The organism is Pseudomonas sp. WS 5021 (assembly GCF_012985535.1).
Lineage (GTDB): Bacteria > Pseudomonadota > Gammaproteobacteria > Pseudomonadales > Pseudomonadaceae > Aquipseudomonas.
Map to the genome: position 1 here is coordinate 122,078 of NZ_JAAQWP010000001.1, position 21,397 is coordinate 143,474.

Below are 21,397 nucleotides of genomic sequence, written 5' to 3' on the forward strand. Positions count from 1 at the left end.
CGCGCATTATGCCGTGAGTTGTCGAGAAAGATTCTTTTTTACATACGAAAGCCCCGGGCATCCGATGCGCGGGGCTTTTGCATGAAACCTACAGCGTCTTAGAAGTGGAAGCTGGTGGTCAACAGGGCCGTACGACCGGCTGCCTGGTTGGCGAAGTGTGCGCCGTAGGCCTTGTCGTAGTAGGTCTTGTCGGTCAGGTTCTGCACGTTCAATTGCAGGTCGACGTTCTTGGTCAGCTTGTAGCTGGCCATGGCGTCGTAGCGGGTGTAGGACGGTACGTAGACGGTGTTGGCCGGGTCGCCGTAGACGTCGTCGACATAGAACGCGCCGCCACCGACGGTCAGTTTCGAGGTGATGTCATAGGTGGTCCACAGGCTGAAGGAGTGCTTCGGCGTGTTGGGCATTTCGTTGCCTTTGTTGGAGCCGGTCGTCACAACGTTTTGGCGGTTGCCGTTTTTGCCTGGATCAACCAGCTCGCTTTTCAGGTAGCTGTAGCCAGCGAATACCTGCCACTGCTCGGTGAGCTTGCCGCTGGCGGAAAGCTCCAGGCCATCAACCCGGGATTCGCCGGCGTTTTCGAAGGTGTTGGAGTTCACCAGGATGCGCGCGTTTTTCTTTTCGGTGCGGAATACGGCAGCGGTCAGGGACAGGCGGTCGTGGAACAAATCCCACTTGGTGCCCAGCTCGTAGTTGACGGTTTCTTCCGGTTTCATGTCGCTGGTGTTGATGCCGGTTGGGATGGCGTTGGAGTCGACACCTTCACCCACCAGGCCGCCAGCAGGCGAGGCCGAAGTGGCATAGGAGGTGTAGATGCTGCCGTTTTCCATCGGCTTCCAGACCAGGCCGGCCTGCCAGTTGAAGAACTGGCTGTCGTCCTTGAGCTTGGTGCGGGCTTTTACCGTGGCGGAGGGTACCGCGTTGGTGTTGGCCTCGGTGTCGAACGTGTCGTAGCGCAGGCCGACGTTCAGCAGCCACTGCGGGTCGAGTTCGATGGTGTCGAACACGTACGCGGCGCGGCTGGTGGCCTTGGTGTTGGTGCCCATGTAGTTGCGGGCGACGCTGCCGGTCCAGGCATCGTTGGGGTTCGGGTCGCTCAACGAAGTGCACTGGCCGCCCTTGCCGCCGCCGGCCACGGTGCAGCTCGGGTTGCTGTTGGGGCTGACGGTGTAACCGCTGACACGGGTTTCTTCACCGGTAAATTCCAGCCCCGTGGAGTAGCTGTGCTTGAAGCCCAGGGCCTGGAAGCTGCCAAACAGATCGGTCTGGTTGGTGGTGGTCGTGGTGGTGGACACGCGGCTGTTGGCCCGGCGCCAGACGGTACCGAACTGGTTGACGTTGTGCTGGCTGTCGTCCGGTTGGGTGAGTACGTAGTCCTGGCCGGTGCTGCCGTGGCGCAGGGTGTTCTTGAGCGTCATGTTGTCGTTCAGGTCGTGTTCGATGGAGAACGTACTGATATCGGCGCGGGTCTTGCGGAAGTCGCGATCCTTCAAACCATAGAAGTTGCTGCTGTCGCCACCGTCGGTGGGTTTGTCATGCACATGCACAGCCGTCGCGGAACTGTTGCTGTAGCCGTAGGGAATGCCCGAATCCGGCAGGTCGTTGCTTTCCATGTGGTAGTAGCTGAGGTTGACGCGGGTCGGGGTGCCCAGGCCAAAGGTCAGCGACGGTGCCACGCCCCAACGGTCGTAATTGACTGCGTCGCGGCCGGCCACGTTCTGTTCGTGGCTCATCAGGTTCAGGCGGAACGCGGCGTTGTCGAGGAACTGGCGGTTGACGTCGAGGGCATAGCGCCGGGTCTGGTCGGAGCCGTAGGTAAAGCCGCCGTTGAGGAAGTCCCGTGCTTGTGGGGTCTTGCTCACCAGGTTGAGGCTGCCACCGGCCGAGCCACGGCCACCGAACGAGGAGTTGGGGCCCTTGCTGACTTCGATGGACTCGATATCGAAAATTTCCCGGCTCTGGCCGCCGGTATCACGCACGCCGTCCAGGTAGGTGTCGCCCTGGGCATCGAAGCCACGGATAAACGGACGGTCGCCCTGGGGGTTGCCGCCTTCACCGGCACCAAAGGTAATCCCCGGCACGGTACGCAGAGCGTCCTGCAGCGAGGTGGCGGCGGTGTCCTTGAGCACCTGCGCTGGCACCACGGTGACGGAGCGCGGGGTGTCGACCAGGGGCGCGGTGTATTTCTGCGAAGAGGCTTTTTCGGTCTGGTAGGAGGTTGCGTCCTGTTCCTGGCCGGTGATGCTGGTGGCCCCCAGGGAAATGCTGTTGCGCTCGCCTTTTTGTTCGGTCTCTTCGGCCGCTTGCGCCATATGGGCGACAGAGCTGGCGCTGATGGCCACGCCAATGGCCGAGGCCAGCAAGCGCGGTGAACTGTTTGGTGTTTTTGTAATGTGGCGCGACATGAAATTCCCTACCCCAAGGATGTTAGGTCGCGAAATATATTGTAAACAATTATGCATAGCAATTGAGAGGCATTGCTATTTGCACTCTATTTACAAAATTTACACTTCGGGAGTTACGGTTTTTGCGGGCTCATACGTCTGCCCGTCGGATCAGGGTTTTACAGCGTCAATAGTAATCAATACCATTGGCGCCCCTCTGCCCTCAGGTAACGTCTCATGCTGCTGCATATTCCCGGCCTGTTCTCCCGCGAAGAAGTCCTGCGCATCCGCGAAGCCCTGGAGCAGGCGGACTGGGCAGACGGCAAGATCACCGCCGGGCACCAGTCGGCCAAGGCCAAGCACAACCTGCAATTGCCCGAAGGCCACCCACTGGCCAAGGAAATCGGCGCGGCCATGCTCGAGCGCCTATGGCAAAACCCGCAATTCATGTCGGCGGCGCTGCCACACAAAGTCTTCCCGCCATTGCTCAATTGCTACACCGCGGGGGGCAGCTTCGACTTTCATATCGATAACGCCGTGCGCCAGCCCAAGGGCAGCCCCGAGCGGGTGCGCACCGACCTGTCTGCCACGCTGTTTTTCAGCGACCCGGATGAGTACGACGGCGGCGAACTGCAGATCCAGGACACTTTCGGCCAGCAGCGGGTCAAGCTGCCCGCCGGCGACATGGTGCTGTACCCCGGCTCCAGCCTGCACAAAGTCAACGCCGTGACCCGTGGTGCGCGCTATGCCGCGTTTTTCTGGACCCAAAGCCTGGTGCGTGAAGACAGCCAGCGCACGTTGCTGTTCGAAATGGACGGTGCGATCCAGCAACTGAGCCGTGACGTACCGGACCACCCGGCCCTGATCCAGCTCACCGGCACCTATCACAACCTGTTGCGTCGCTGGGTCGAGGTCTGAGCATGGCTTTTCACTTGCGCCGCGAAGAACGCCTCGACGGCGAACAACTGCGCGCCATGCTCGACGAATCACCGGCCCGCGCGGCCCAGGCGATCCTGATGGCGGCGAAGGAGGGCGTGCTCGATGCCCAGGCGCTACTGGGGCAAATCCTCCTGGAAGGGCGCGGGATCGAGCGCGATGAAGCACTGGCCCTGCGCTGGTTCCGGATTGCGGCACAGGGCGGGCACCTGATGGCACGCAATATGGCGGGGCGCTGCCTGGAACACGGCTGGGGTTGCGCCGCCGATGAGCGGGCGGCGGCCGTCGAGTATCGCCAGGCAGCAGAGGCGGGGCTGGATTGGGGGTTGTACAACTACGCCAACTTGCTGGCCACCGGGCGCGGTGTGACGCCAGACCAGCAACAGGCGCTGGCCTGTTATCGCCAGGCTGCCGAACGGGGGCATGCCAAGTCGATGAACCTGTTGGGGCGATACCTGGAAGACGGGCAATTTTGCGCGCAAGACCTGCCCGCAGCGCGCGATTGGTATCGTCGCTCGGCCGAAGGTGGGGATTTTCGCGGGCAGTTCAGTTATGCGGCGGTGCTGGCGGATCAAGGCCAGGTCGAGGCGGCGCTGGAGTGGCTGCACCGGGCGCTGGAAGGCGGGAATCTGAAGTTTTTGCAGGTGGCGCACAAAGCGCTGGCGGCGGCGAATGATCCGCAGATTCGCGCCATGGCTGCTGCCTACCAGCAACGCGCAGAAGAGCTGTAGGAGCCGGCAAGCCGGCTCCTACGGGGTCAGACGTAGAAGGATTTCAGCGGTGGGAAACCGTTGAATTCAACGGCGCTGTAGCTGGTGGTGTACGCACCGGTGGACAGCCAGTACAGGCGGTCACCAATGGCCAGGTTCAGCGGCAGGCCGTACTTGTAGTTTTCGTACATGATATCGGCGCTGTCGCAGGTAGGACCGGCGATCACCACTTCTTCCATCTCGCCTTTTTTCTCGGTCCAGATCGGGAACTTGATGGCTTCGTCCATGGTTTCGATCAGGCCGGAGAACTTGCCCACATCCGTGTACACCCAGCGCTCGACGGCGGTACGGGATTTACGTGCAACCAATACCACTTCGCTGACCAGGATCCCGGCGTTGGCGATCAACGAACGGCCCGGCTCCAGGATGATTTCCGGCAGCTCGTCACCGAAGTCTTCCTTGAGGAAGCGGATGATTTCCTCGGCGTAGGTTTCCAGGCTGTTGGTGCGGGTGATGTAGTTGGCCGGGAAGCCACCGCCCATGTTGATCAGCTTGAGGTGGATGCCGTCTTCTTCTTTCAAGCGCTCGAAGATCACCTTGACCTTGGCGATGGCTGCGTCCCACACGCTGATATCACGCTGCTGCGAACCCACGTGGAACGAGATGCCGTAAGGCACCAGGCCCAGGTCGCGGGCGAGGATCAGCAGGTCCATGGCCATGTCGGTCTGGCACCCGAATTTGCGCGACAAAGGCCAGTCAGCCGTGGTCGAGCCTTCGGTAAGGATACGCACATAGACTTTGGAGCCCGGCGCGGCCTTGGCGATGTTGCGCAGGTCGGCTTCGGAGTCGGTGGAGAACAGGCGCACGCCCTTCTCGTAGAAGTAGCGGATGTCCTTGGATTTCTTGATGGTGTTGCCGTAGCTGATACGGTCGGCGCTGACGCCACGGTCCATGACCTTGTCCAGCTCGTAGATCGAGGCGATGTCGAAGCTCGAACCCTTGTCTTTCAACAGGTCGATGATCTCGACGGCCGGGTTGGCCTTGACGGCGTAGTACACCTTGGCGAATTCGAAACCGGCGCGCAGGTCATCGTAGGCCTGGCTGATCATCGCGGTGTCGATCACCACGAACGGGGTTTCTTGCTTGTCGGCGAACGCCTTCATTTTGTCAAAAGTGGCGCGCGCGAAATAATCTTCGACGTTGATCGACATGCTGGGAACTCCTAAGGGCAAACTAAATTGATCAATGGGTGCAAATGAACGTCCTCCGTATCCCCACTTTGGTTCGCCTACTTCCCAAGGCATGTCGCCGAAAGCAAAAAGGCCACGGGATAAGCTTCCCTTGGCCTTGCTGTCTCGTCGTCAGTACTTGAGCCGGATGGATCGTTTCCAGCATGGACGTTCGGCGCGAACTTTAGGGCGTGAGGAGCTTGAGATCAACTAAAAATGTCGCGTTTTTGCACGCGTTCGTCGCGCGATCCCGTGCAGCTACTTATGTAACCGACCGGTGTGACGGATTGATGTTCCCCGGATGGGGCTGATCAGATGGATTTGCGGTGTATTCATCGCAGGCAAGCCAGCTCCTACAGGGATTGCATTCCAACTGTGGGAGCTGGCTTGTCTGTGATAGCGGTCTATCAGGCCAAGGCAGTCTCGGCAGGCGACACGATACTGGTCTTGCCCCCACGGGACTTACCGGAGCTCAGGTACTCGGCAATCGATTCCTGGGTCACTTCACCCAAAAACACCCGCTCGGCATCCATCACCGGCAGCCACGAGCGGTTGAACTCGTACATGCGCGACAACAGGATGCGCAAGTGCTCGTCAAACGCCGCCGTGGCGTTGAACTCGCGCAGGTATTGGGCGCAGGTACCCGTCTGACGATGCAGGTCGCGACGTCGTACATAACCCAGGGCCTTGTTCTCGGCGCAGGTGACCACCACATAGCGCCGGTCATGCTCGTCCATCAGCTCCAGGGCATCGGCCACCGGCGTTTCCGGGCTGACCGACGGGGCGTTGTCCGCCGCGTCTTCGGCCTTGACCAGCAGCAGGCGCTTGAGGGTGCTGTCCTGGCCGACAAAGTTGCTGACAAACTCGTCGGCAGGATGGGCCAGCAGGGTGTCCGGGTGGTCGATCTGCAACAGCTTGCCGGCGCGGAAGATGGCGATTTTGTCGCCCAGCTTGATCGCCTCGTCGATGTCATGGCTGACCATGATCACCGTCTTGTTCAATGCGCGCTGCATCTCGAAGAACTCGTTCTGGATCATCTCGCGGTTGATCGGGTCGACCGCGCCGAATGGCTCATCCATCAGCAGCAATGGCGCGTCGGCCGCCAGGGCGCGGATCACGCCGATCCGCTGTTGCTGGCCACCGGACAATTCACGGGGGTAGCGGTGCAGATACTGCTTGGGTTCGAGCTTGATCATGCTCATCAACTCGCGGGCGCGGTCGTGGCACTTCTGCTTGTCCCAGCCCAGCAGCTTGGGCACCACCACGATGTTTTCCTCGATGGTCATGTTGGGGAACAGGCCGATCTGCTGGATCACGTAGCCGATGTTGCGGCGCAGGGTCACTTCGTCGAGGTCGGTGGTGTCCTCGCCGTTGATCAGGATCTTGCCCGAGGTGGGCTTGATCAGGCGGTTGATCATCTTCAGCGTGGTGCTCTTGCCGCAACCCGAGGGGCCGAGGAATACGCAAATCTCGCCTTCATTGACAGTCAGGCTCACGTCGTTAACGGCGGTGACAGTCTTGCCGTTGCTTTGGAAGGTCTTGGACAGGTTTTGAAGTTCGATCATTTGAGCAATCCTTTTGGAGTCAGCGAGCGTTGCAGCCATTGCAGAAGCAGGTCGGCGAAGATGGCCAGGAGACTGACCAGCACGGCGCCAACGATCAGCATCGACATGTCGCTGCGGCTGATGGAAGCCAGAATAAGTACACCCAGGCCACCGGCGCCGATGGTGGCGGCAATGGTCATTACACCGATGTTCATCACCACGGCGGTGCGCACGCCGGCGAGGATCACCGGCACGGCGATGGGCAGCTCGACCATGCGCAGGCGCTGGCCGAAGGTCATGCCGATGCCTTTGGCGGCTTCGCGGATGCCCGGCTCGACACCGGTCAGGGCCAGGTAGGTGTTACGCATGATCGGCAGCAGGGAGTAGAGGAACACGGCGGTGATCGCCGGCATCGGCCCCAGGCCCTGGCCGAACTTGGAGTAGAACGGCAGCAGCAGGCCGAACAGGGCAATCGACGGGACGGTCAGCAGCACCGTGGCGCTGGCCTGCAACGGGCCGGCCAGGGTCGGGAAGCGGGTCATCAGCACGCCCAGGGGCACGCCTACGACAATCGCGAGGATCACGGCGATCCCGACCAGGGTGATGTGCTGCCAGGTCAGGTGTAGGACTTGGGCCCAATCAAGATGGGAAAAGGCGTTCAGAAATTCCATGTCTTCTCCTCTTTTAGTTGAGTGGGTGCTGGCGCAGGAAGTCAGCGGCAACGGCCGATGGGCTTTCATGGTCGACGTCGACCCGCGCGTTCAGCTGGCGCATGGTTTCATCGTCGAACAGCGCCGCCAGTGGCTTGAGGTCGGCGGCCAATTGCGGGTGGGCATCCAGATAAACCTGGCGTACCACCGGGGCTGCGGTGTAGTCCGGGAAGTAGTGCAGGTCATCTTCCAGCAGCTTCAACTTGAAGGCGTTGAGGCGGCCATCGGTGGTGTACACCAGGCCGGCAAACACCTGGCCATTACGCAGGGCGGTGTAGACCAGGCCTGCGTCCATCTGCCGGGTGTTCTTGCGGGTGAGGTTCATGCCGTACAGCTTGACCATGCCGGCCATGCCGTCGGAACGGTTGGCGAACTCGGTATCCAGGGCCACCAGGCGGTTTTCACGGGTTGGCTCGGCCAGCGCCTTGGTCAGGTCGCTGATGGTGTTGATCTGCGGATACTCCTTGGCCACGTTTTCCGGCAGGGACAGGGCGTAGGTGTTGCTGAACTTCGACGGCGACAGCCAGACCAGGCCTTTTTTTGCGTCGAGTTCTTTCACCCGTGCGTAGGACTGTTCGCTGTCGAGCTTCTCGTCCACATGGTTGTAGGCCACCAGGGACACGCCGGTGTACTCCCAGATCAGGTCCAGTTGCCCGCTCTCCTGGGCACTGCGCGCCAGGTTGCTGCCCAGGCCGCCGGTCACGCGGGTGTCGTAGCCCTTGGTGCGCAGGTACTGGGAGGTAATTTCGGCGAGCAGGGTCTGCTCGGTGAAGACCCGGGCGCCGATACGGATCACCGGTTTTTCAGCGGCTTGCGCAATACCTGCAAACAGCAGGACGCAGCTCAATATCAAAGTCAGTTTTTTCATGTCGATTCCTTTACCCAGCCTTAAGACGGACGCAACCCGCGTTCCAGCCAGAGGCGGCTGGCCATGGTCACCAGACCGTCAAGCAGCAACGCCAGCAACGCGGTACACGCGGCGCCGAGTAGCAATTGCGGCTGATTGTTCAGGGCAATGCCGGGGAAGATCAGGCTGCCCAGGCTGTTGGCGCCAATCAGGAACGCCAGCGGTGCGGTGCCGACGTTGATCGCCAGGGCCACACGTACGCCACCGATGATGATCGGCACGGCGTTGGGCAGTTCGACGCGAAACAGCACCTGGCGCGGGGTCATGCCGATGCCGACGGCGGCTTCCTTCAAGGAACCCTGTACGTTTTTCAGGCCTTCGTAGGTATTGCGCACGATGGGCAGCAAGGAGGCGAGGAACAGGGCGAAGATGGCCGGGCCACTGCCGATGCCGAGGACGCCGAGGGCGATGGCCAGTACGGCCAGGGGAGGGACGGTGTTGCCGATGTTGAAGATCTGCATGAAGCGTTCTGCGCGCCCGACCATATTCGGTCGGCTGAGCAGGATACCGGCGGGGATCCCTACGATCAGGGCAGCCAGCATGGAGACAAGTACAAGAATCAGGTGAGCTTGCAGGTAAAACAACAAATCGTCGCGGTACATCTCGATCGTGTTGATGCCGATCCAGTGGACCAGCAGGGCCAGGAGAGCGACGACAACCGCTCCTCCTATCAGCCCTTTGCCATAGCGAATAGCCACAGGCGGACTCCTTTTTTCTTTTGTCGGCGAACACATTTCCGAGCGGCAATGCCATTCCTGGCTGTCGGCGAATATGTTCGCGAAAAGCAGCTCGCCGATACCGGCAATGCGGTATGCGATCAAGCCATGAGCGCAGCCTCGTCAGGCTAACTTGCTGATTTTTCAGCCCCTGTTACGAGTGCGGTAGCAGGGGAGTGGACGTCTCTACCTTTTAAAAGGTTCCATACTTGGCAGCATTTAGCCACCCCCAATCGGGTGAACGGTGGTCCGGCTCCCTGGGTTTGCGCTATACTCGCCGCCCTTTTTTGACTCACCTGCCAGGCGATTTCCCATGACCCACCAGGCCGCCGAAGTCGCGAAACGCCGCACTTTCGCCATTATTTCCCACCCCGATGCCGGTAAAACCACCATCACCGAAAAGCTCCTGCTGATGGGCAAGGCGATCGCAGTGGCCGGCACGGTGAAATCCCGCAAGTCTGATCGCCATGCCACCTCCGACTGGATGGAGATGGAGAAGCAACGGGGTATTTCCATTACCACGTCGGTCATGCAGTTCCCCTATCGCGACCACATGATCAACCTGCTCGACACCCCGGGCCACGAAGACTTCTCCGAAGACACCTACCGCACCCTGACCGCGGTGGACTCGGCCTTGATGGTCCTCGACGGTGGTAAGGGTGTCGAGCCCCGCACCATCGCCCTGATGGACGTGTGCCGCCTGCGTGACACGCCGATCGTCAGCTTTATCAACAAACTCGACCGTGACATCCGCGACCCGATCGAACTGCTGGATGAAATCGAAGCCGTCCTGAAGATCAAGGCCGCGCCGATCACCTGGCCGATTGGTTGCTACCGCGACTTCAAGGGCGTGTACCACCTGGCCGACGACTACATCATTGTCTACACCGCCGGCCACGGTCATGAACGCACCGATGTGAAGATCATCGAGAAACTCGACTCCGATGAGGCCCGCGCCCACCTGGGTGACGAGTACGACCGCTTCGTCGACCAACTAGAGCTGGTGCAGGGCGCCTGCCACGAGTTCAACCAGCAGGAATTCCTCGACGGGCAACTGACCCCGGTGTTCTTCGGTACCGCTCTGGGCAACTTCGGCGTCGACCACGTACTGGATGCGGTGGTCAACTGGGCACCGAAACCACTGGCGCGGGTTGCCAACGAACGGACCGTGGAGCCGGTTGAAGAGAAATTCAGCGGTTTCGTGTTCAAGATCCAGGCGAACATGGACCCCAAGCACCGCGACCGTATCGCCTTTATGCGTATCTGCTCCGGCAAATACGAAAAAGGCATGAAGATGCGCCACGTACGCACCGGCAAGGACGTGCGTATCGGCGACGCCCTGACGTTCTTCTCCTCGGAGCGTGAGCAGTTGGAAGAGGCGTTTGCCGGCGACATCATCGGCCTGCACAACCACGGCACCATCCAGATCGGCGACACCTTCACCGAAGGCGAAGCGCTGGGCTTCACCGGCATCCCGCACTTCGCCCCGGAACTGTTCCGCCGCGTACGCCTGCGCGACCCGCTCAAGTCCAAGCAACTGCGCCAGGGCTTGCAGCAGTTGGCGGAAGAGGGCGCCACCCAGGTGTTCTTCCCCGAGCGCAGCAACGACATCATCCTCGGCGCCGTGGGTGTGCTGCAGTTCGATGTGGTGGCCAGCCGCTTGAAAGAGGAATACAAGGTCGAATGCTCCTACGAGCCGATCACCGTGTACTCCGCGCGCTGGATTGATTGTAGCGACAAGAAGAGGCTCGAAGAGTTTTCCAACAAGGCCGTGGAAAACCTCGCCATCGACGGCGGCGGTCACCTGACCTACCTGGCGCCGACGCGGGTCAACCTGGCGCTGATGGAAGAGCGCTGGCCGGATGTGAAATTCCGGGCGACGCGCGAGCATCACTAAGGGTTAGCGGTACGAAAAAAGGCGAAGCTGTGATGGCTTCGCCTTTTTATTTGGCGGTAGATTATTAGGTATTGGGCCCAACTTTAAGTTGTTTAAGACTTAGATCAGCCCCCGCCCTTAGGGTTTCAATTTGTGCGGCTATTGCATCTTTGACAATTGCTTCGCCCACGTCAGTGATTTCCTGATTTTTTATATAGTTCACACTCAAGAACAATAGGTGCATGGCAACATCCATCGCACTTTGAAAAGACAGCAGTGTATTGTTATTCCCCAGTTCATCGACCACTCTTTCCCAGCGCCGGTCAGACTCGACCTGCAAGGCCTTGAACTCCGCCAGCGACACGTCGCCGTCCTCGTAGATATCAGACAGCAGCTTTTCCAGGGATTTTGAAATGTCTCGCATGACAGCCCTCGCAAAGAATATAAGAAGTTGCAGCGGGCGGACTTTATTCTTTGCGCGTGGCGTTGCGCAATTGCGGAAACATAGAGGTTACAAGTTGCAGAAAGTTAGTCTGTGAGGCGGGGATTGGTGCTGTTTTTAATGTCGGACTTGTCGTTGGTTCTATCGCGAATAGGCGGTAATTACGTGCGCCAGAATGACCATTAAAAAAGCTCCGCCAGGCATGCCGGGCGGAGCAGAGATACAGGCGCAGGTAATTGGCCTTAGAACGAAGCCGTCACCGACGCAAAATACGCCCGACCCGGTTCGTTGTACGTCTGGGCGCCCGCATCATCAGCATTGCCTTTGCGATACAGGCGCTTGTCCAGCAGGTTTTCGATGCCCACGCGTACGCTCAGGTTCTTGTTGAACTCGTAGCCGCTGCTCAAGCCCATCAAGCCGTACGGGTCCACGTCCTGCTGGGCGCTGCGATCATAGTTGCTGGCGCTGCGCGAGTTGAGGGTTGGCGACTCCTGCTTGCCGTAGTAGGTGCCGCTGACCTGGAACGACAGCTTGTCGGTGGCCTGCCAGTCCAGCGTGGTGTTGACCGTGTACTTGGGAATGACGCTCAGCGGCTCGCCGGTGTCCTTGTCCTTGGAGTCGATCATGTAGGTCAGGTTGGTGTTCCAGTCCAGGTCGTCGCGCAAGCTCATGAACAGGTTGCCCTCGACTCCCTGCACCAGCGCGGCGCCGCTGTTTTCCCATTCCAGCACACGGCGCCCGCCGTCCAGGCGGTAGGCGGCGGTGTTGCTGGCGTTGATTTTGTTCTTGTAGTCATTACGAAAGTAGGTCGCGCTGGTGCGCCAGGTGCCTTTGTCATAGGCCAGGCCGATTTCCTTGTTGACGCTGATTTCCGGTTTCAGGTCCGGGTTGCCCACCAGGTAGCAGCCACCGGAGTTGGTTTCGCCGGCGTTGCAGCCGTTGCCACGGCTGTACAGCAAGTAGTTGGGGTTGGACTGGTACAGGTTGGGCGTCTTGTAGGCCCGGGCAATCCCGCCCTTGAGGCTCAGTTCATCGGTCAACTGGTGCGAGGCGTTGAGGCTCGGGCTCCAGTTGCCGCCGTATTCTTCATGATCGTCGTAGCGCAGGCCGGGGGTGATGATGGTCTTGCTGCCGACTTCGATGTTGTCCTCGGCGAACAGCGCGTAGCTCGAGGCCGTGGTCTTGGTGCTGCTGCGGCTCATCCCCGGAATGCTCGGCACGCCGCCGGTACCTGGGTCGTAGCTCTGTGGGCGCAGCGAGCCTGGGTCGTTCATCGACTCGTAGAGGTATTCGCTGCCCAGGGTCAGCACCTGCTCGGTGCCGAAACTCAGGGGCAGGTTGACCTCGGCGGTGGCCCGGGTGTTGCGCAGGCGCGATTCGAAACGGCCAGCGGTGGCGGAGGGTGCGCCCTCGCCGGAGCCGGCCAGGCCTTCGTTGAGGCGTGCGTTGCGGGTCAGGTCGTGGCTCAGGGAGGCCAGGGTCGAGCCCCAGTCGAACTCGCCACGGTGGGTGGCGGAGAAACTGCTGCGCTGGATCACGCTGGTTTCTTTGCCGACCAGGCTGTTAACGAACACGCCGCCGCCGTTAAGCATGGTGTCGCCGGCGAAGATATTGCCCTGGCGGCTGTAGCTGGCTTCCAGGTCCAGGGTTTGCTCAGGGGTGAATTGCCAACTGAGCAAGCCGTTGACGTCTTTGTTGCGCACACCCTCGCGGCCGGCAACCAGCGAGTCGGCGGTGGCCTGTTCAGCCTGGTTGATGGTGGAGTCGTCGGCATCGGTCTTGTTCAGGCCGCCATACACCCGGAACGCCAGGGTATCGCTCAGCGGCCCGCTGAGGTTGAAGTTGGTGCGCTTGCTCATGCCTTCGGCATCGTCTTCGGGCAGCGACACGTAAGTGGTCAGCGAGCCGTGCAACTGGTCGGTGGGGCGCTTGGTGATGATGTTGATCACCCCGCCCATGGCCCCGGAGCCGTAGCGCGCGGCGGCCGGGCCGCGCAGGATTTCAATGCGTTCGACTTCCTCGGCCGGTACCCAGTTGGTCTCGCCACGGGTATCACGGTCGCCGCTCCAGCCATAGCGCACGGCGTTGCGCGAGGTCGAGGGCTTGCCATCGATCAGGATCAGGGTGTTTTCCGGGCCCATGCCGCGCAGGTCGATCTGGCGGTTGTTGCCACGGCTGCCGCTGGAACTGTTGCCGCTCAGGTTGACGCCGGGTTCACGGCGGATGATGTCCGACAGGTCGTTGGTGGGTGGGCGTTTCTTGATATCTTCGGCGGTGATGATCGACACGCCGGGGGCCTGCTTGAGCTCTTCGGCGGCGGTGCCCAGGATGCGCGTTTCGCTCAGCTCCAGGGCCTGGGAGGTGCCATCGACGGGCAGGTCGCTAGCTTCTACCGGCACTTTGTCGCGCTCTCTTTCCAGGGTGTCCGCCAGCAGCGCAGGGGATGAAAGGGCGGCGATAAACGCCAGGGAGAAGTGGCTGAGCCTGAATCGAGGTGACATGTCCGCAAAATCCTTTATGAAAGGTGGCAACTGAGCGAGATGCACCAGAATTGCCTTCCAGCAGGATTCGGCGCGCTCTACGCGCCGGAATGCTAGTTATTATCAAATACAAGTAAATATCATTTACAATTTTTACACTTAGCTAAAAACAAAAAAGCCCCTCCCGCCAGACTGATGCGCAATCTGGCGGGAGAGGCTGTACAACGCTGTATCGCCCTGTGGCAGCGGGCTTGTGTGGGAGCGGGCTTGCCCGCGATGCAGGCACCTTGCACTGTCAGTTAAACCGCGCTGATGCTATCGCGGGCAAGCCCGCTCCCACACTAGCCCACCCCTACAGGGGGTTAGGCGACGAACTGTTCCGCGTGATGGCAAGCCACCTGGCGGTTGTCCAGTTCGCGCAGCAGCGGTTCTTCACTGCTGCAGCGCTCGGTGGCGTACGGGCAGCGCTTGTGGAAGGCGCAGCCGGAGGGCGGGTTCAGCGGGTTGGGTAACTCACCGACGATCTTGATCTTCGGCTTGTTCGGGTCCGGGTGAATGGTCGGGGTGGCCGACAGCAACGCCTGGGTATAAGGGTGCAGCGGGCGCTCGTAGATGTCGTTCTTCGCGCCCATTTCCACCGGGCGGCCGAGGTACATCACCATCACGTGGTCGGCAACGTGTTGCACCACCGCCAGGTTGTGGGAGATGAACACATACGCCGTGTTGTACTGCTGCTGCAGGTCCATGAACAGGTTGAGCACCTGGGCCTGGATCGACACGTCCAGCGCCGAGGTTGGTTCATCCGCCACCAGCACCTTGGGTTGCAGCATCATCGCGCGGGCCAGGGCGATCCGCTGGCGCTGGCCCCCGGAGAACATGTGCGGGTAGCGCTGATAATGCTCAGGGCGCAGGCCCACCTGCTTCATCATCGCCTGGACCTTTTCACGGCGCTCGGCGGCGGACAGATTGGTGTTGATCAGCAGCGGCTCGCCCAGTTGATCGCCGACTTTCTGCCGTGGGTTCAACGAGGCGTAGGGGCTCTGGAACACCATCTGCACGTCTTTGCGCAGTTGCTTGCGCTGGGCCTTGTCGGCGCCGGCGACTTCCTGGCCGGCGATTTTCAAGGAGCCGGACGACGGCTCTTCAATCAGCGTCAGCGCGCGGGCCAGGGTGGATTTGCCGCACCCGGACTCACCCACCACGGCGAGGGTCTTGCCGGCTTCCAGTTCGAACGACACGCCATTGAGGGCGCGCACGGTGGCGTGGCCCTTGAACAGGCCACGGGACACTTCGTAGTGACGGGTCAGGTCGCGGGCGGTAAGAACGACGGCCATTACGCCACCTCCTGGTTCAAGGGGTAGAAGCAGCGCACAAGGCTGTGGGCTTGCGGGTCCAGGGTCGGACGGGTCTGGCGGCAGCTGTCTTGCACATACGGGCAGCGTGGCGACAGCAGGCAGCCTTGCGGGCGGTCATAACGGCCGGGGACGATGCCCGGCAGCGTCGACAGACGCGCAGCGCCCATGCTGTGTTCCGGGATCGCGGCCAGCAATGCCTCGCTGTACGGGTGCGCCGGTACGTCGAACAGGCCGGGCACCTGGCCGACTTCCACTGCTTGGCCGGCGTACATCACGCACACGCGCTGGGCGGTTTCGGCCACTACCGCGAGGTCGTGGGTGATCAGCACCAAGCCCATGTTCTGCTCTTTTTGCAGGGCCAGCAGCAGCTCCATGATCTGCGCCTGGATGGTCACGTCCAGGGCCGTGGTCGGCTCGTCGGCGATCAGCAGTTTTGGCTCGCCGGCAATCGCCATGGCAATTGCCACACGCTGGCTCATGCCGCCGGACAGCTGGTGCGGATAGGCATCCATGCGGCTGGAAGCGCCTGGGATCTCGACCTTTTCCAGCAGTTCGATGGCACGCTTGCGCGCTTGCTTGCCGGACATCTTCAGGTGCAGGCGCAGTACTTCTTCAATCTGGAAACCCACGGTGTAGCTGGGGTTCAGCGCGGTCATCGGGTCCTGGAACACCATCGCCAGGTCTTTGCCGACGATCTGCCGGCGCTGGCGGTTGCTCAGCTTGAGCATGTCCTTGCCGTCGAAGGTCAGGGAGTCGGCGGTGACGATGCCGGGATGCTCGATCAGGCCCATCAGCGCCATCATGGTCACGGATTTACCCGAACCCGACTCGCCAACGATGGCCAGTACTTCGCCTTTGTCCACGGCCAGATCGAGGCCATCGACCACCGGCACAGCGGTTTTGTCGCCGAAGCGCACATTGAGATTCTTGATTTCTAGCAGTGACATGGGAATCTCCTCACGCGGCATTCTTGAGTTTCGGGTCCAGCGCATCGCGCAGTCCGTCGCCCATCAGGTTGATTGCCAGCACGCTGAGCAAAATGGTCAAGCCAGGCAGGCTTACAACCCACCAGGCGCGTTCGATGTAGTCACGGGCCGAAGCCAGCATGGTGCCCCACTCAGGCGTCGGCGGTTGCACGCCAAGGCCGAGGAAGCCCAGGGCGGCGGCATCGAGAATCGCCGAGGAGAAGCTCAAGGTGGCCTGCACGATCAATGGCGCCATGCAGTTGGGCAGCACGGTGACGAACATCAGGCGCGGCAGGCCGGCACCGGCCAGGCGCGCGGCGGTCACGTAGTCACGGTTGAGCTCGCCCATCACCGCCGCGCGGGTCAGGCGCACGTAGGACGGCAGCGACACAATGGCAATCGCGATCACGGTGTTGATCAGGCCAGGGCCGAGTATGGCGACAATCGCCACGGCCAGCAGCAGCGAGGGCAGGGCCAGCATGATGTCCATCAGACGCATGATGGTCGGGCCGAGTAAGCGCGGGAAGAACCCGGCGAACAGGCCCAGCAGGATCCCCGGGATCAGCGACATCACCACCGACGACAAACCGATCAGCAATGACAGGCGCGAGCCCTGGATCAGGCGCGACAGCAAGTCACGGCCCAGTTCGTCGGTGCCCAGCAAAAACTGCATCTGCCCGCCTTCCAGCCACGACGGCGGGGTCAGCAGGAAGTCGCGGTATTGCTCGCTGGGGTTATGGGGCGCGACCCAGGGGGCGAAAATCGCGCAGAACACGATCAGCAACATAAACAGCAGGCCGGCAACCGCGCCCTTGTTCTTGGAGAAGGCTTGCCAGAATTCTTTGTACGGCGACGGGTACAGCAGGCTCTGATCGACTGCTGACACTTGAGTTGGTGTGGTCATGGTCATGGTCTCAGCGCTGGTGACGGATGCGTGGGTTGGCGAAGCCGTAGAGGATATCCACCACGAAATTCACCAGGATCACCAGGCAGGCGATCAGCAGGATGCCGTTTTGCACCACCGGGTAGTCCCGCGCGCCAATGGCTTCGATCAGCCATTTGCCGATGCCGGGCCAGGAGAAGATGGTCTCGGTCAAGACCGCACCGGCCAGCAGCGTGCCGACTTGCAGGCCGACCACGGTCAGCACCGGGATCAGCGCGTTACGCAGGCCGTGCACGAACACCACGCGCGCCGGCGACAGGCCCTTGGCCTTGGCGGTGCGGATGTAGTCTTCGCGCAGGACTTCAAGCATCGAGGAGCGGGTCATCCGCGCAATCACTGCCAGCGGGATGGTGCCGAGCACAATGGCCGGCAGGATCAGGTGATGCAGCGCATCCCAGAACGCGTCCGGTTCGTCGGCCAGCAGGGTGTCGATCAGCATGAAGCCGGTGCGTGGCTCGATGTCGTAGAGCAGGTCGATACGCCCGGAAACCGGGGTCCAGCCCAGGCTTACCGAGAAGAACATGATCAGGATCAGGCCCCACCAGAAGATCGGCATCGAATATCCCGCCAGGGAGATGCCCATCACCCCATGGTCGAACAGGGATCCTCGCTTGAGTGCCGCGATCACCCCGGCCAATAGCCCGAGGATGCCGGCGAACAACAGGGCGGCCATGGACAGTTCCAGGGTCGCGGGGAACAGGGCGCTGAACTCGGTCCACACGCTGGTGCGGGTACGCAGGGATTCGCCGAGGTCGCCTTGGGCGAGCTTGCCGACGTAGTCCAGGTATTGCGCATACAAGGGTTTGTTCAAGCCAAGGCGTTCCATTGCCTGGGCGTGCATCTCGGGGTCAACCCGCCTTTCGCCCATCATGACTTCTACGGGGTCGCCAGGGATCATGCGAATCAACGCAAAGGTCAGCAGCGTGATGCCGAAGAATGTGGGGATCAATAACCCCAATCGGCGGGCAATAAAACTAAACATCGTGTTGTGTACCTCAATCAGCCGGTTAGGCAGGTCCGGCCCCGTCAACGTCGACGGGGCCGGGCGTCTCTTATTACTTCACCTGGGTGGTGGCGAAGTTATTGTTGGTCAGGGGGCTTTGGGTATAACCCTCGACGTTCTTGCGCATGGCAGTGAACATTTTCGGGTAAGCCATGGGGATCCACGGTTGGTCCTTGTCGAAAACGTCCAGTGCTTGTTCATAGAGTGTGGCGCGCGCGGCGGGTTCAGCCACGGCGCGGGCCTTGTCGATCAGGCCCTGAAACTCTTCGTTACACCAGCGGGCGTAGTTTTCGCCGTTTTTCGCTGCATCGCAACTCAGGTTCGGCGTGAGGAAGTTGTCTGGGTCGCCGTTGTCCCCGGCCCAGCCGGCCGAAACCATGTCGTGCTCGCCGGCTTTGGCGCGCTTGAGCATCTCGCCCCATTCCATGACCTTGATATTGACCTTGAGGCCAATCTGCGCCAGATCCGCCTGCATGCGCTGGGCGCCGAGCATCGGGTTGGGGTTGGTCGGGCCGCCGCCGTTGCGGGTGAACAGGCTGAACTCGGTGCCTTCCGGCACGCCGGCTTCCTTGAGCAGGGCGCGGGCCTTGTCCAGGTCGCGGGCCGGGTTTTTCAGCTTGTCGTTGAAACCTAGCAGGGTCGGCGGGTACGGGCCGGTGGCGTCGATGGCATTGCCTTTGCCGTACAGGGATTCGTTATAGCCATGTTTGTCGAACGCGATGTTGATTGCGTGGCGTACCCGCGCGTCGCTCATGTACTTGTGGGTGGTGTTCATGGCGGTGTAGGCGGTGGTCATCGCCGCCAGTTCCGCGACCTTCAGGTTTGGATCGGCCTTGATGCTGGGCAGGTCGTCAGGCTTGGGATACAAGGCGATCTGGCACTCATTGGCCTTGAGCTTTTGCAGGCGCACGTTGTTATCCACCGCGATGGCCAGGATCAGTGGGTCGGCGGGCGGCTTGCCACGGAAGTATTCCGGGTTGGCCTTGAAGCGCACCTGGGCGTCCTTCTGGTAGCGGGTAAAGATGAACGGGCCGGTGCCGATCGGCTTGCTGTTGAGCTCGCCGGTCTTGTTGGCGGCCAGCAGCTTGTCGGCGTACTCGGCAGAGTGGATGGCGGTGAAGGGCATCGCGACATCGGCCAGGAACGGAGCTTCAGGGCGGGTCAGGGTGAAGACCACGGTGTGGTCATCGGTCTTCTCGACGCTTTTGAGCAGTTCCTTGAAACCCATGCTTTCGAAATAGGGGAAGCCGGTGGTGGACTTGTTGTGCCACGGGTGTTTGGGGTCCAGTTGGCGCTGGAAGCTCCAGAGCACGTCGTCGGCATTCAGGTTGCGCGTGGGCTTGAAGTAGTCGGTGGTGTGGAACTTGACGTCATCTCGCAGGTGGAAGGTATAGGTCAGGCCGTCCTTGCTGATGTCCCACGATTTGGCGAGTGCGGGTTGGATTTCAGTGGTGCCGGGCTTGAAGTCCACCAGGCGGTTGAACATGGTTTCGGCGGCGGCATCGGCGGTGACGGCCGTGGTGTACAGGACCGGGTCGAAGCCTTCCGGACTGGCTTCGGTGCAGACCACCAGGGGTTTGGCCGATACGCCGATAGCGACGCTTAATAGCGCAGCGGCAACGGCAGCTTGTAGCGGGAGCATTTTCATTCAGAGCCCTCTGCAATCGATGGGACCAGGCAAGCGTAGACGGCGGGCTCGTCCTGAGCCCGCCGTCTACCTGGTGCGATTTAAAGAATGTTGAACGGGACGGTGGTAACCAGACGGAATTCTTTGACGCTGCCGTCAAACTGGTTGGCGCTGCCACGGTGTTCGACGTAGGTGGCACGAATCGCGGTGGCCTTGAGCGGGCCGCTCTGGACCGCGTATGCCGCGCCCACGCCGTATTCCTGGTGTTTTTCGCCGTCCTGGGTCTCGATGCCGGTGTAGGCGTAGGCGCCGTTGCTGTTCCCCGTGTAGTGGGTACCGTCGATGCCCCAGCCGCGTGCGGAGTAGATGTTGAACTTCAGGCCCGGCACGCCGTATTCGGCCATGTTGATGGCGTAGGCGACCTGGAAGGATTTCTCGTTCGGGCCGTTGAAGTCCGACGTCAGGGAGTTGGCCAGGTAGATGCCGTTGGTTTCGTGCAGGTAGTCGAAGTACTCGTTACCGTTCACTTGCTGGTAGGAGAAGGTCAGGCTGTGAGCCTGGTGAGCCAATCCAAGGGACAGGGAGTAGGTATCGTTGTCGATCTCCCCCATCAGTTTTTTGCCTTCATCGACGGTCTTGTAATAGTTCAGGCCGGTGGTCAAGGCCAGGACTTGGCTGTCACCCAGCTGGTGGGTTGCACCGAAGTAGTACTGGTTCCAGAAGTCCTTGACGTTGGCGCCGAAGAAGCTGGTTTTCAGGCTCTCGAACGGCTGGTAGTTGGCGCCCAGGGTGTAGACCTTGTCGGTTGTCGCACTGTTGGCGCCTTGTTGGCTGTACTCGCTGCGGAACTTCGACAGGCTCTGTTCGGAACGTGGGGAGACGCGGTCAAACACGCCGCCCTGGAACGACAGGTTGCTGAACTCTTCGCTGTTGAAGCTCACACCCTGGAAGCTCGATGGCAGGGGACGGTTGCCGATGGTATCGACGATGCCGCTGCTGAAGTTCTGGCGACCGGCCGTCAAGGTGGTGTTGGAGACACGGAACTGCACGTTGGCCAGGCCCAGTTTGCTCCATTGGTCTACGGCATTGCCGTCAGAGTCAGCCAAGGTACGGTTAGAGCCGCCCTTGATATCGCGTTTGCTGCGGTCCAGAACCAGAGCGTTGTACACCGCTACTTCGGTCTTGACGCCAACAGTGCCCTGGGTGAACCCCGAGCTGGCGTTGAGGATGGTGCCCTGGATCCAGTTGGTACGGTTGCGGTCGGTCTTCGCCACACCGTGCTCTTTGTATTTGAACTTACCACCACGGTACAGGCTCTCGTGGGAGTACCAGTTACGCGTGGTGCCGCCCAGGCTGAAATCTTCGATAAAGCCCTTGGCCTCGCTTTGGGCGCTGGCACTGGCCAGCGTGGTCGGCACGAATTGCTGGCTTGCAGGTTCGGCGTAAGCGGTGGCGGTGATGCTGCTGATGGCCATGGCCAGTAGCACTTTGCTGCTCAATTTCATGGGTGGAGCTCCTTTGGTTCTCTTTTTTTTATGCCGGCCTTATTGGGTGAACCGGCTATTGGGTGTGT

General features: G+C 60.9%; 17 protein-coding genes. 3 read left to right on the top strand and 14 right to left on the bottom strand.

Annotated elements, in window-relative coordinates; all coding sequences use genetic code 11:
• Positions 1–98 precede the first annotated feature (98 nt).
• A complete protein-coding gene (locus HBO19_RS00595) occupies positions 99–2,402 on the bottom strand; it encodes a TonB-dependent siderophore receptor (protein WP_170056717.1) in 2,304 nt (767 codons plus the stop codon).
• Positions 2,403–2,618: 216 nt separating this feature from the next.
• Between HBO19_RS00595 and HBO19_RS00600 the strand changes: the two genes are divergently transcribed.
• Both HBO19_RS00600 and HBO19_RS00605 read left to right on the top strand, forming a co-directional pair.
• Complete coding sequence (locus tag HBO19_RS00600; protein ID WP_170056718.1) at positions 2,619–3,299, top strand: Fe2+-dependent dioxygenase; 681 nt, start codon at positions 2,619–2,621, stop codon at positions 3,297–3,299.
• Between the two features lie 2 nt (positions 3,300–3,301).
• The gene (locus tag HBO19_RS00605; protein ID WP_169950975.1) at positions 3,302–4,048 is read left to right on the top strand and encodes a tetratricopeptide repeat protein; all 747 of its coding nucleotides are present in this window, start codon (positions 3,302–3,304) and stop codon (positions 4,046–4,048) included.
• 26 nt (positions 4,049–4,074) lie between these two features.
• On the opposite strand, the gene HBO19_RS00610 is transcribed toward HBO19_RS00605, so the two are convergent.
• From HBO19_RS00610 to HBO19_RS00630, 5 genes are all read right to left on the bottom strand, one after another.
• Complete coding sequence (locus HBO19_RS00610; RefSeq protein WP_032861941.1) at positions 4,075–5,238, bottom strand: type III PLP-dependent enzyme; 1,164 nt, start codon at positions 5,236–5,238, stop codon at positions 4,075–4,077.
• Positions 5,239–5,663: 425 nt separating this feature from the next.
• Positions 5,664–6,821: an ABC transporter ATP-binding protein gene (locus tag HBO19_RS00615; protein ID WP_029291958.1), complete on the bottom strand. Its 1,158-nt coding sequence runs from the start codon at positions 6,819–6,821 to the stop codon at positions 5,664–5,666.
• Positions 6,818–7,471, bottom strand: a complete 654-nt coding sequence (locus tag HBO19_RS00620; RefSeq protein WP_027604864.1) for an ABC transporter permease — start codon at positions 7,469–7,471, stop codon at positions 6,818–6,820. The genes HBO19_RS00615 and HBO19_RS00620 overlap by 4 nt, the downstream gene beginning before the upstream one ends.
• 13 nt (positions 7,472–7,484) lie before the next feature.
• Positions 7,485–8,378 (bottom strand): glycine betaine ABC transporter substrate-binding protein, encoded by an 894-nt coding sequence (locus HBO19_RS00625; RefSeq protein WP_169950973.1) that lies wholly within the window; start codon positions 8,376–8,378, stop codon positions 7,485–7,487.
• Positions 8,379–8,398: 20 nt separating this feature from the next.
• Positions 8,399–9,115 carry an ABC transporter permease gene (locus HBO19_RS00630; protein ID WP_169950971.1) on the bottom strand — a complete coding sequence of 239 codons (717 nt, stop codon included), beginning with the start codon at positions 9,113–9,115 and terminating at the stop codon, positions 8,399–8,401.
• Positions 9,116–9,446: 331 nt separating this feature from the next.
• On the opposite strand from HBO19_RS00630, the gene HBO19_RS00635 reads away from it, so the two are divergent.
• Positions 9,447–11,030, top strand: coding sequence for a peptide chain release factor 3 (locus HBO19_RS00635; RefSeq protein ID WP_170056719.1), 1,584 nt, complete (start codon positions 9,447–9,449; stop codon positions 11,028–11,030).
• Positions 11,031–11,094: 64 nt separating this feature from the next.
• Here the strand turns inward: HBO19_RS00635 and HBO19_RS00640 are convergent, their stop codons facing one another.
• The 8 genes from HBO19_RS00640 to HBO19_RS00675 all read right to left on the bottom strand — a co-directional run bounded on the left by HBO19_RS00640 (position 11,095) and on the right by HBO19_RS00675 (position 21,329).
• On the bottom strand, positions 11,095–11,433 hold the full coding sequence (locus tag HBO19_RS00640) for a hypothetical protein (protein ID WP_170056720.1): 339 nt from the start codon (positions 11,431–11,433) through the stop codon (positions 11,095–11,097).
• A 260-nt stretch (positions 11,434–11,693) separates the two neighbouring features.
• The gene (locus HBO19_RS00645; RefSeq protein ID WP_169950965.1) at positions 11,694–13,952 is read right to left on the bottom strand and encodes a TonB-dependent siderophore receptor; all 2,259 of its coding nucleotides are present in this window, start codon (positions 13,950–13,952) and stop codon (positions 11,694–11,696) included.
• 341 nt (positions 13,953–14,293) lie between these two features.
• Positions 14,294–15,265 (bottom strand): peptide ABC transporter ATP-binding protein, encoded by a 972-nt coding sequence (locus tag HBO19_RS00650; protein ID WP_057958423.1) that lies wholly within the window; start codon positions 15,263–15,265, stop codon positions 14,294–14,296.
• Positions 15,265–16,233 (bottom strand): ABC transporter ATP-binding protein, encoded by a 969-nt coding sequence (locus tag HBO19_RS00655; RefSeq protein ID WP_169950963.1) that lies wholly within the window; start codon positions 16,231–16,233, stop codon positions 15,265–15,267. The genes HBO19_RS00650 and HBO19_RS00655 overlap by 1 nt, the downstream gene beginning before the upstream one ends.
• A 10-nt stretch (positions 16,234–16,243) precedes the next feature.
• A complete protein-coding gene (locus HBO19_RS00660) occupies positions 16,244–17,155 on the bottom strand; it encodes an ABC transporter permease subunit (RefSeq protein WP_169950961.1) in 912 nt (303 codons plus the stop codon).
• A 10-nt stretch (positions 17,156–17,165) separates the two neighbouring features.
• Complete coding sequence (locus tag HBO19_RS00665) at positions 17,166–18,176, bottom strand: ABC transporter permease subunit (protein ID WP_032860135.1); 1,011 nt, start codon at positions 18,174–18,176, stop codon at positions 17,166–17,168.
• Positions 18,177–18,249: 73 nt separating this feature from the next.
• Positions 18,250–19,845: an ABC transporter substrate-binding protein gene (locus tag HBO19_RS00670; RefSeq protein ID WP_170056721.1), complete on the bottom strand. Its 1,596-nt coding sequence runs from the start codon at positions 19,843–19,845 to the stop codon at positions 18,250–18,252.
• Between the two features lie 80 nt (positions 19,846–19,925).
• Positions 19,926–21,329: an OprD family outer membrane porin gene (locus tag HBO19_RS00675; protein WP_169950959.1), complete on the bottom strand. Its 1,404-nt coding sequence runs from the start codon at positions 21,327–21,329 to the stop codon at positions 19,926–19,928.
• Between the last annotated feature and the right edge of the window lie 68 nt (positions 21,330–21,397).

What these genes read in the sequence shown, in the direction of transcription:
- HBO19_RS00645 (WP_169950965.1), bottom strand. Translation starts at nt 13,952, where the DNA reads ATGTCACCTCGATTCAGGCTCAGCCACTTCTCCCTGGCGTTTATCGCC.
- HBO19_RS00650 (WP_057958423.1), bottom strand. Translation starts at nt 15,265, where the DNA reads ATGGCCGTCGTTCTTACCGCCCGCGACCTGACCCGTCACTACGAAGTG.
- HBO19_RS00615 (WP_029291958.1), bottom strand. Translation starts at nt 6,821, where the DNA reads ATGATCGAACTTCAAAACCTGTCCAAGACCTTCCAAAGCAACGGCAAG.
- HBO19_RS00605 (WP_169950975.1), top strand. Translation starts at nt 3,302, where the DNA reads ATGGCTTTTCACTTGCGCCGCGAAGAACGCCTCGACGGCGAACAACTG.
- HBO19_RS00660 (WP_169950961.1), bottom strand. Translation starts at nt 17,155, where the DNA reads ATGACCACACCAACTCAAGTGTCAGCAGTCGATCAGAGCCTGCTGTAC.
- HBO19_RS00635 (WP_170056719.1), top strand. Translation starts at nt 9,447, where the DNA reads ATGACCCACCAGGCCGCCGAAGTCGCGAAACGCCGCACTTTCGCCATT.
- HBO19_RS00610 (WP_032861941.1), bottom strand. Translation starts at nt 5,238, where the DNA reads ATGTCGATCAACGTCGAAGATTATTTCGCGCGCGCCACTTTTGACAAA.
- HBO19_RS00600 (WP_170056718.1), top strand. Translation starts at nt 2,619, where the DNA reads ATGCTGCTGCATATTCCCGGCCTGTTCTCCCGCGAAGAAGTCCTGCGC.
- HBO19_RS00595 (WP_170056717.1), bottom strand. Translation starts at nt 2,402, where the DNA reads ATGTCGCGCCACATTACAAAAACACCAAACAGTTCACCGCGCTTGCTG.
- HBO19_RS00655 (WP_169950963.1), bottom strand. Translation starts at nt 16,233, where the DNA reads ATGTCACTGCTAGAAATCAAGAATCTCAATGTGCGCTTCGGCGACAAA.
- HBO19_RS00670 (WP_170056721.1), bottom strand. Translation starts at nt 19,845, where the DNA reads ATGAAAATGCTCCCGCTACAAGCTGCCGTTGCCGCTGCGCTATTAAGC.
- HBO19_RS00640 (WP_170056720.1), bottom strand. Translation starts at nt 11,433, where the DNA reads ATGCGAGACATTTCAAAATCCCTGGAAAAGCTGCTGTCTGATATCTAC.
- HBO19_RS00665 (WP_032860135.1), bottom strand. Translation starts at nt 18,176, where the DNA reads ATGTTTAGTTTTATTGCCCGCCGATTGGGGTTATTGATCCCCACATTC.
- HBO19_RS00620 (WP_027604864.1), bottom strand. Translation starts at nt 7,471, where the DNA reads ATGGAATTTCTGAACGCCTTTTCCCATCTTGATTGGGCCCAAGTCCTA.
- HBO19_RS00675 (WP_169950959.1), bottom strand. Translation starts at nt 21,329, where the DNA reads ATGAAATTGAGCAGCAAAGTGCTACTGGCCATGGCCATCAGCAGCATC.
- HBO19_RS00625 (WP_169950973.1), bottom strand. Translation starts at nt 8,378, where the DNA reads ATGAAAAAACTGACTTTGATATTGAGCTGCGTCCTGCTGTTTGCAGGT.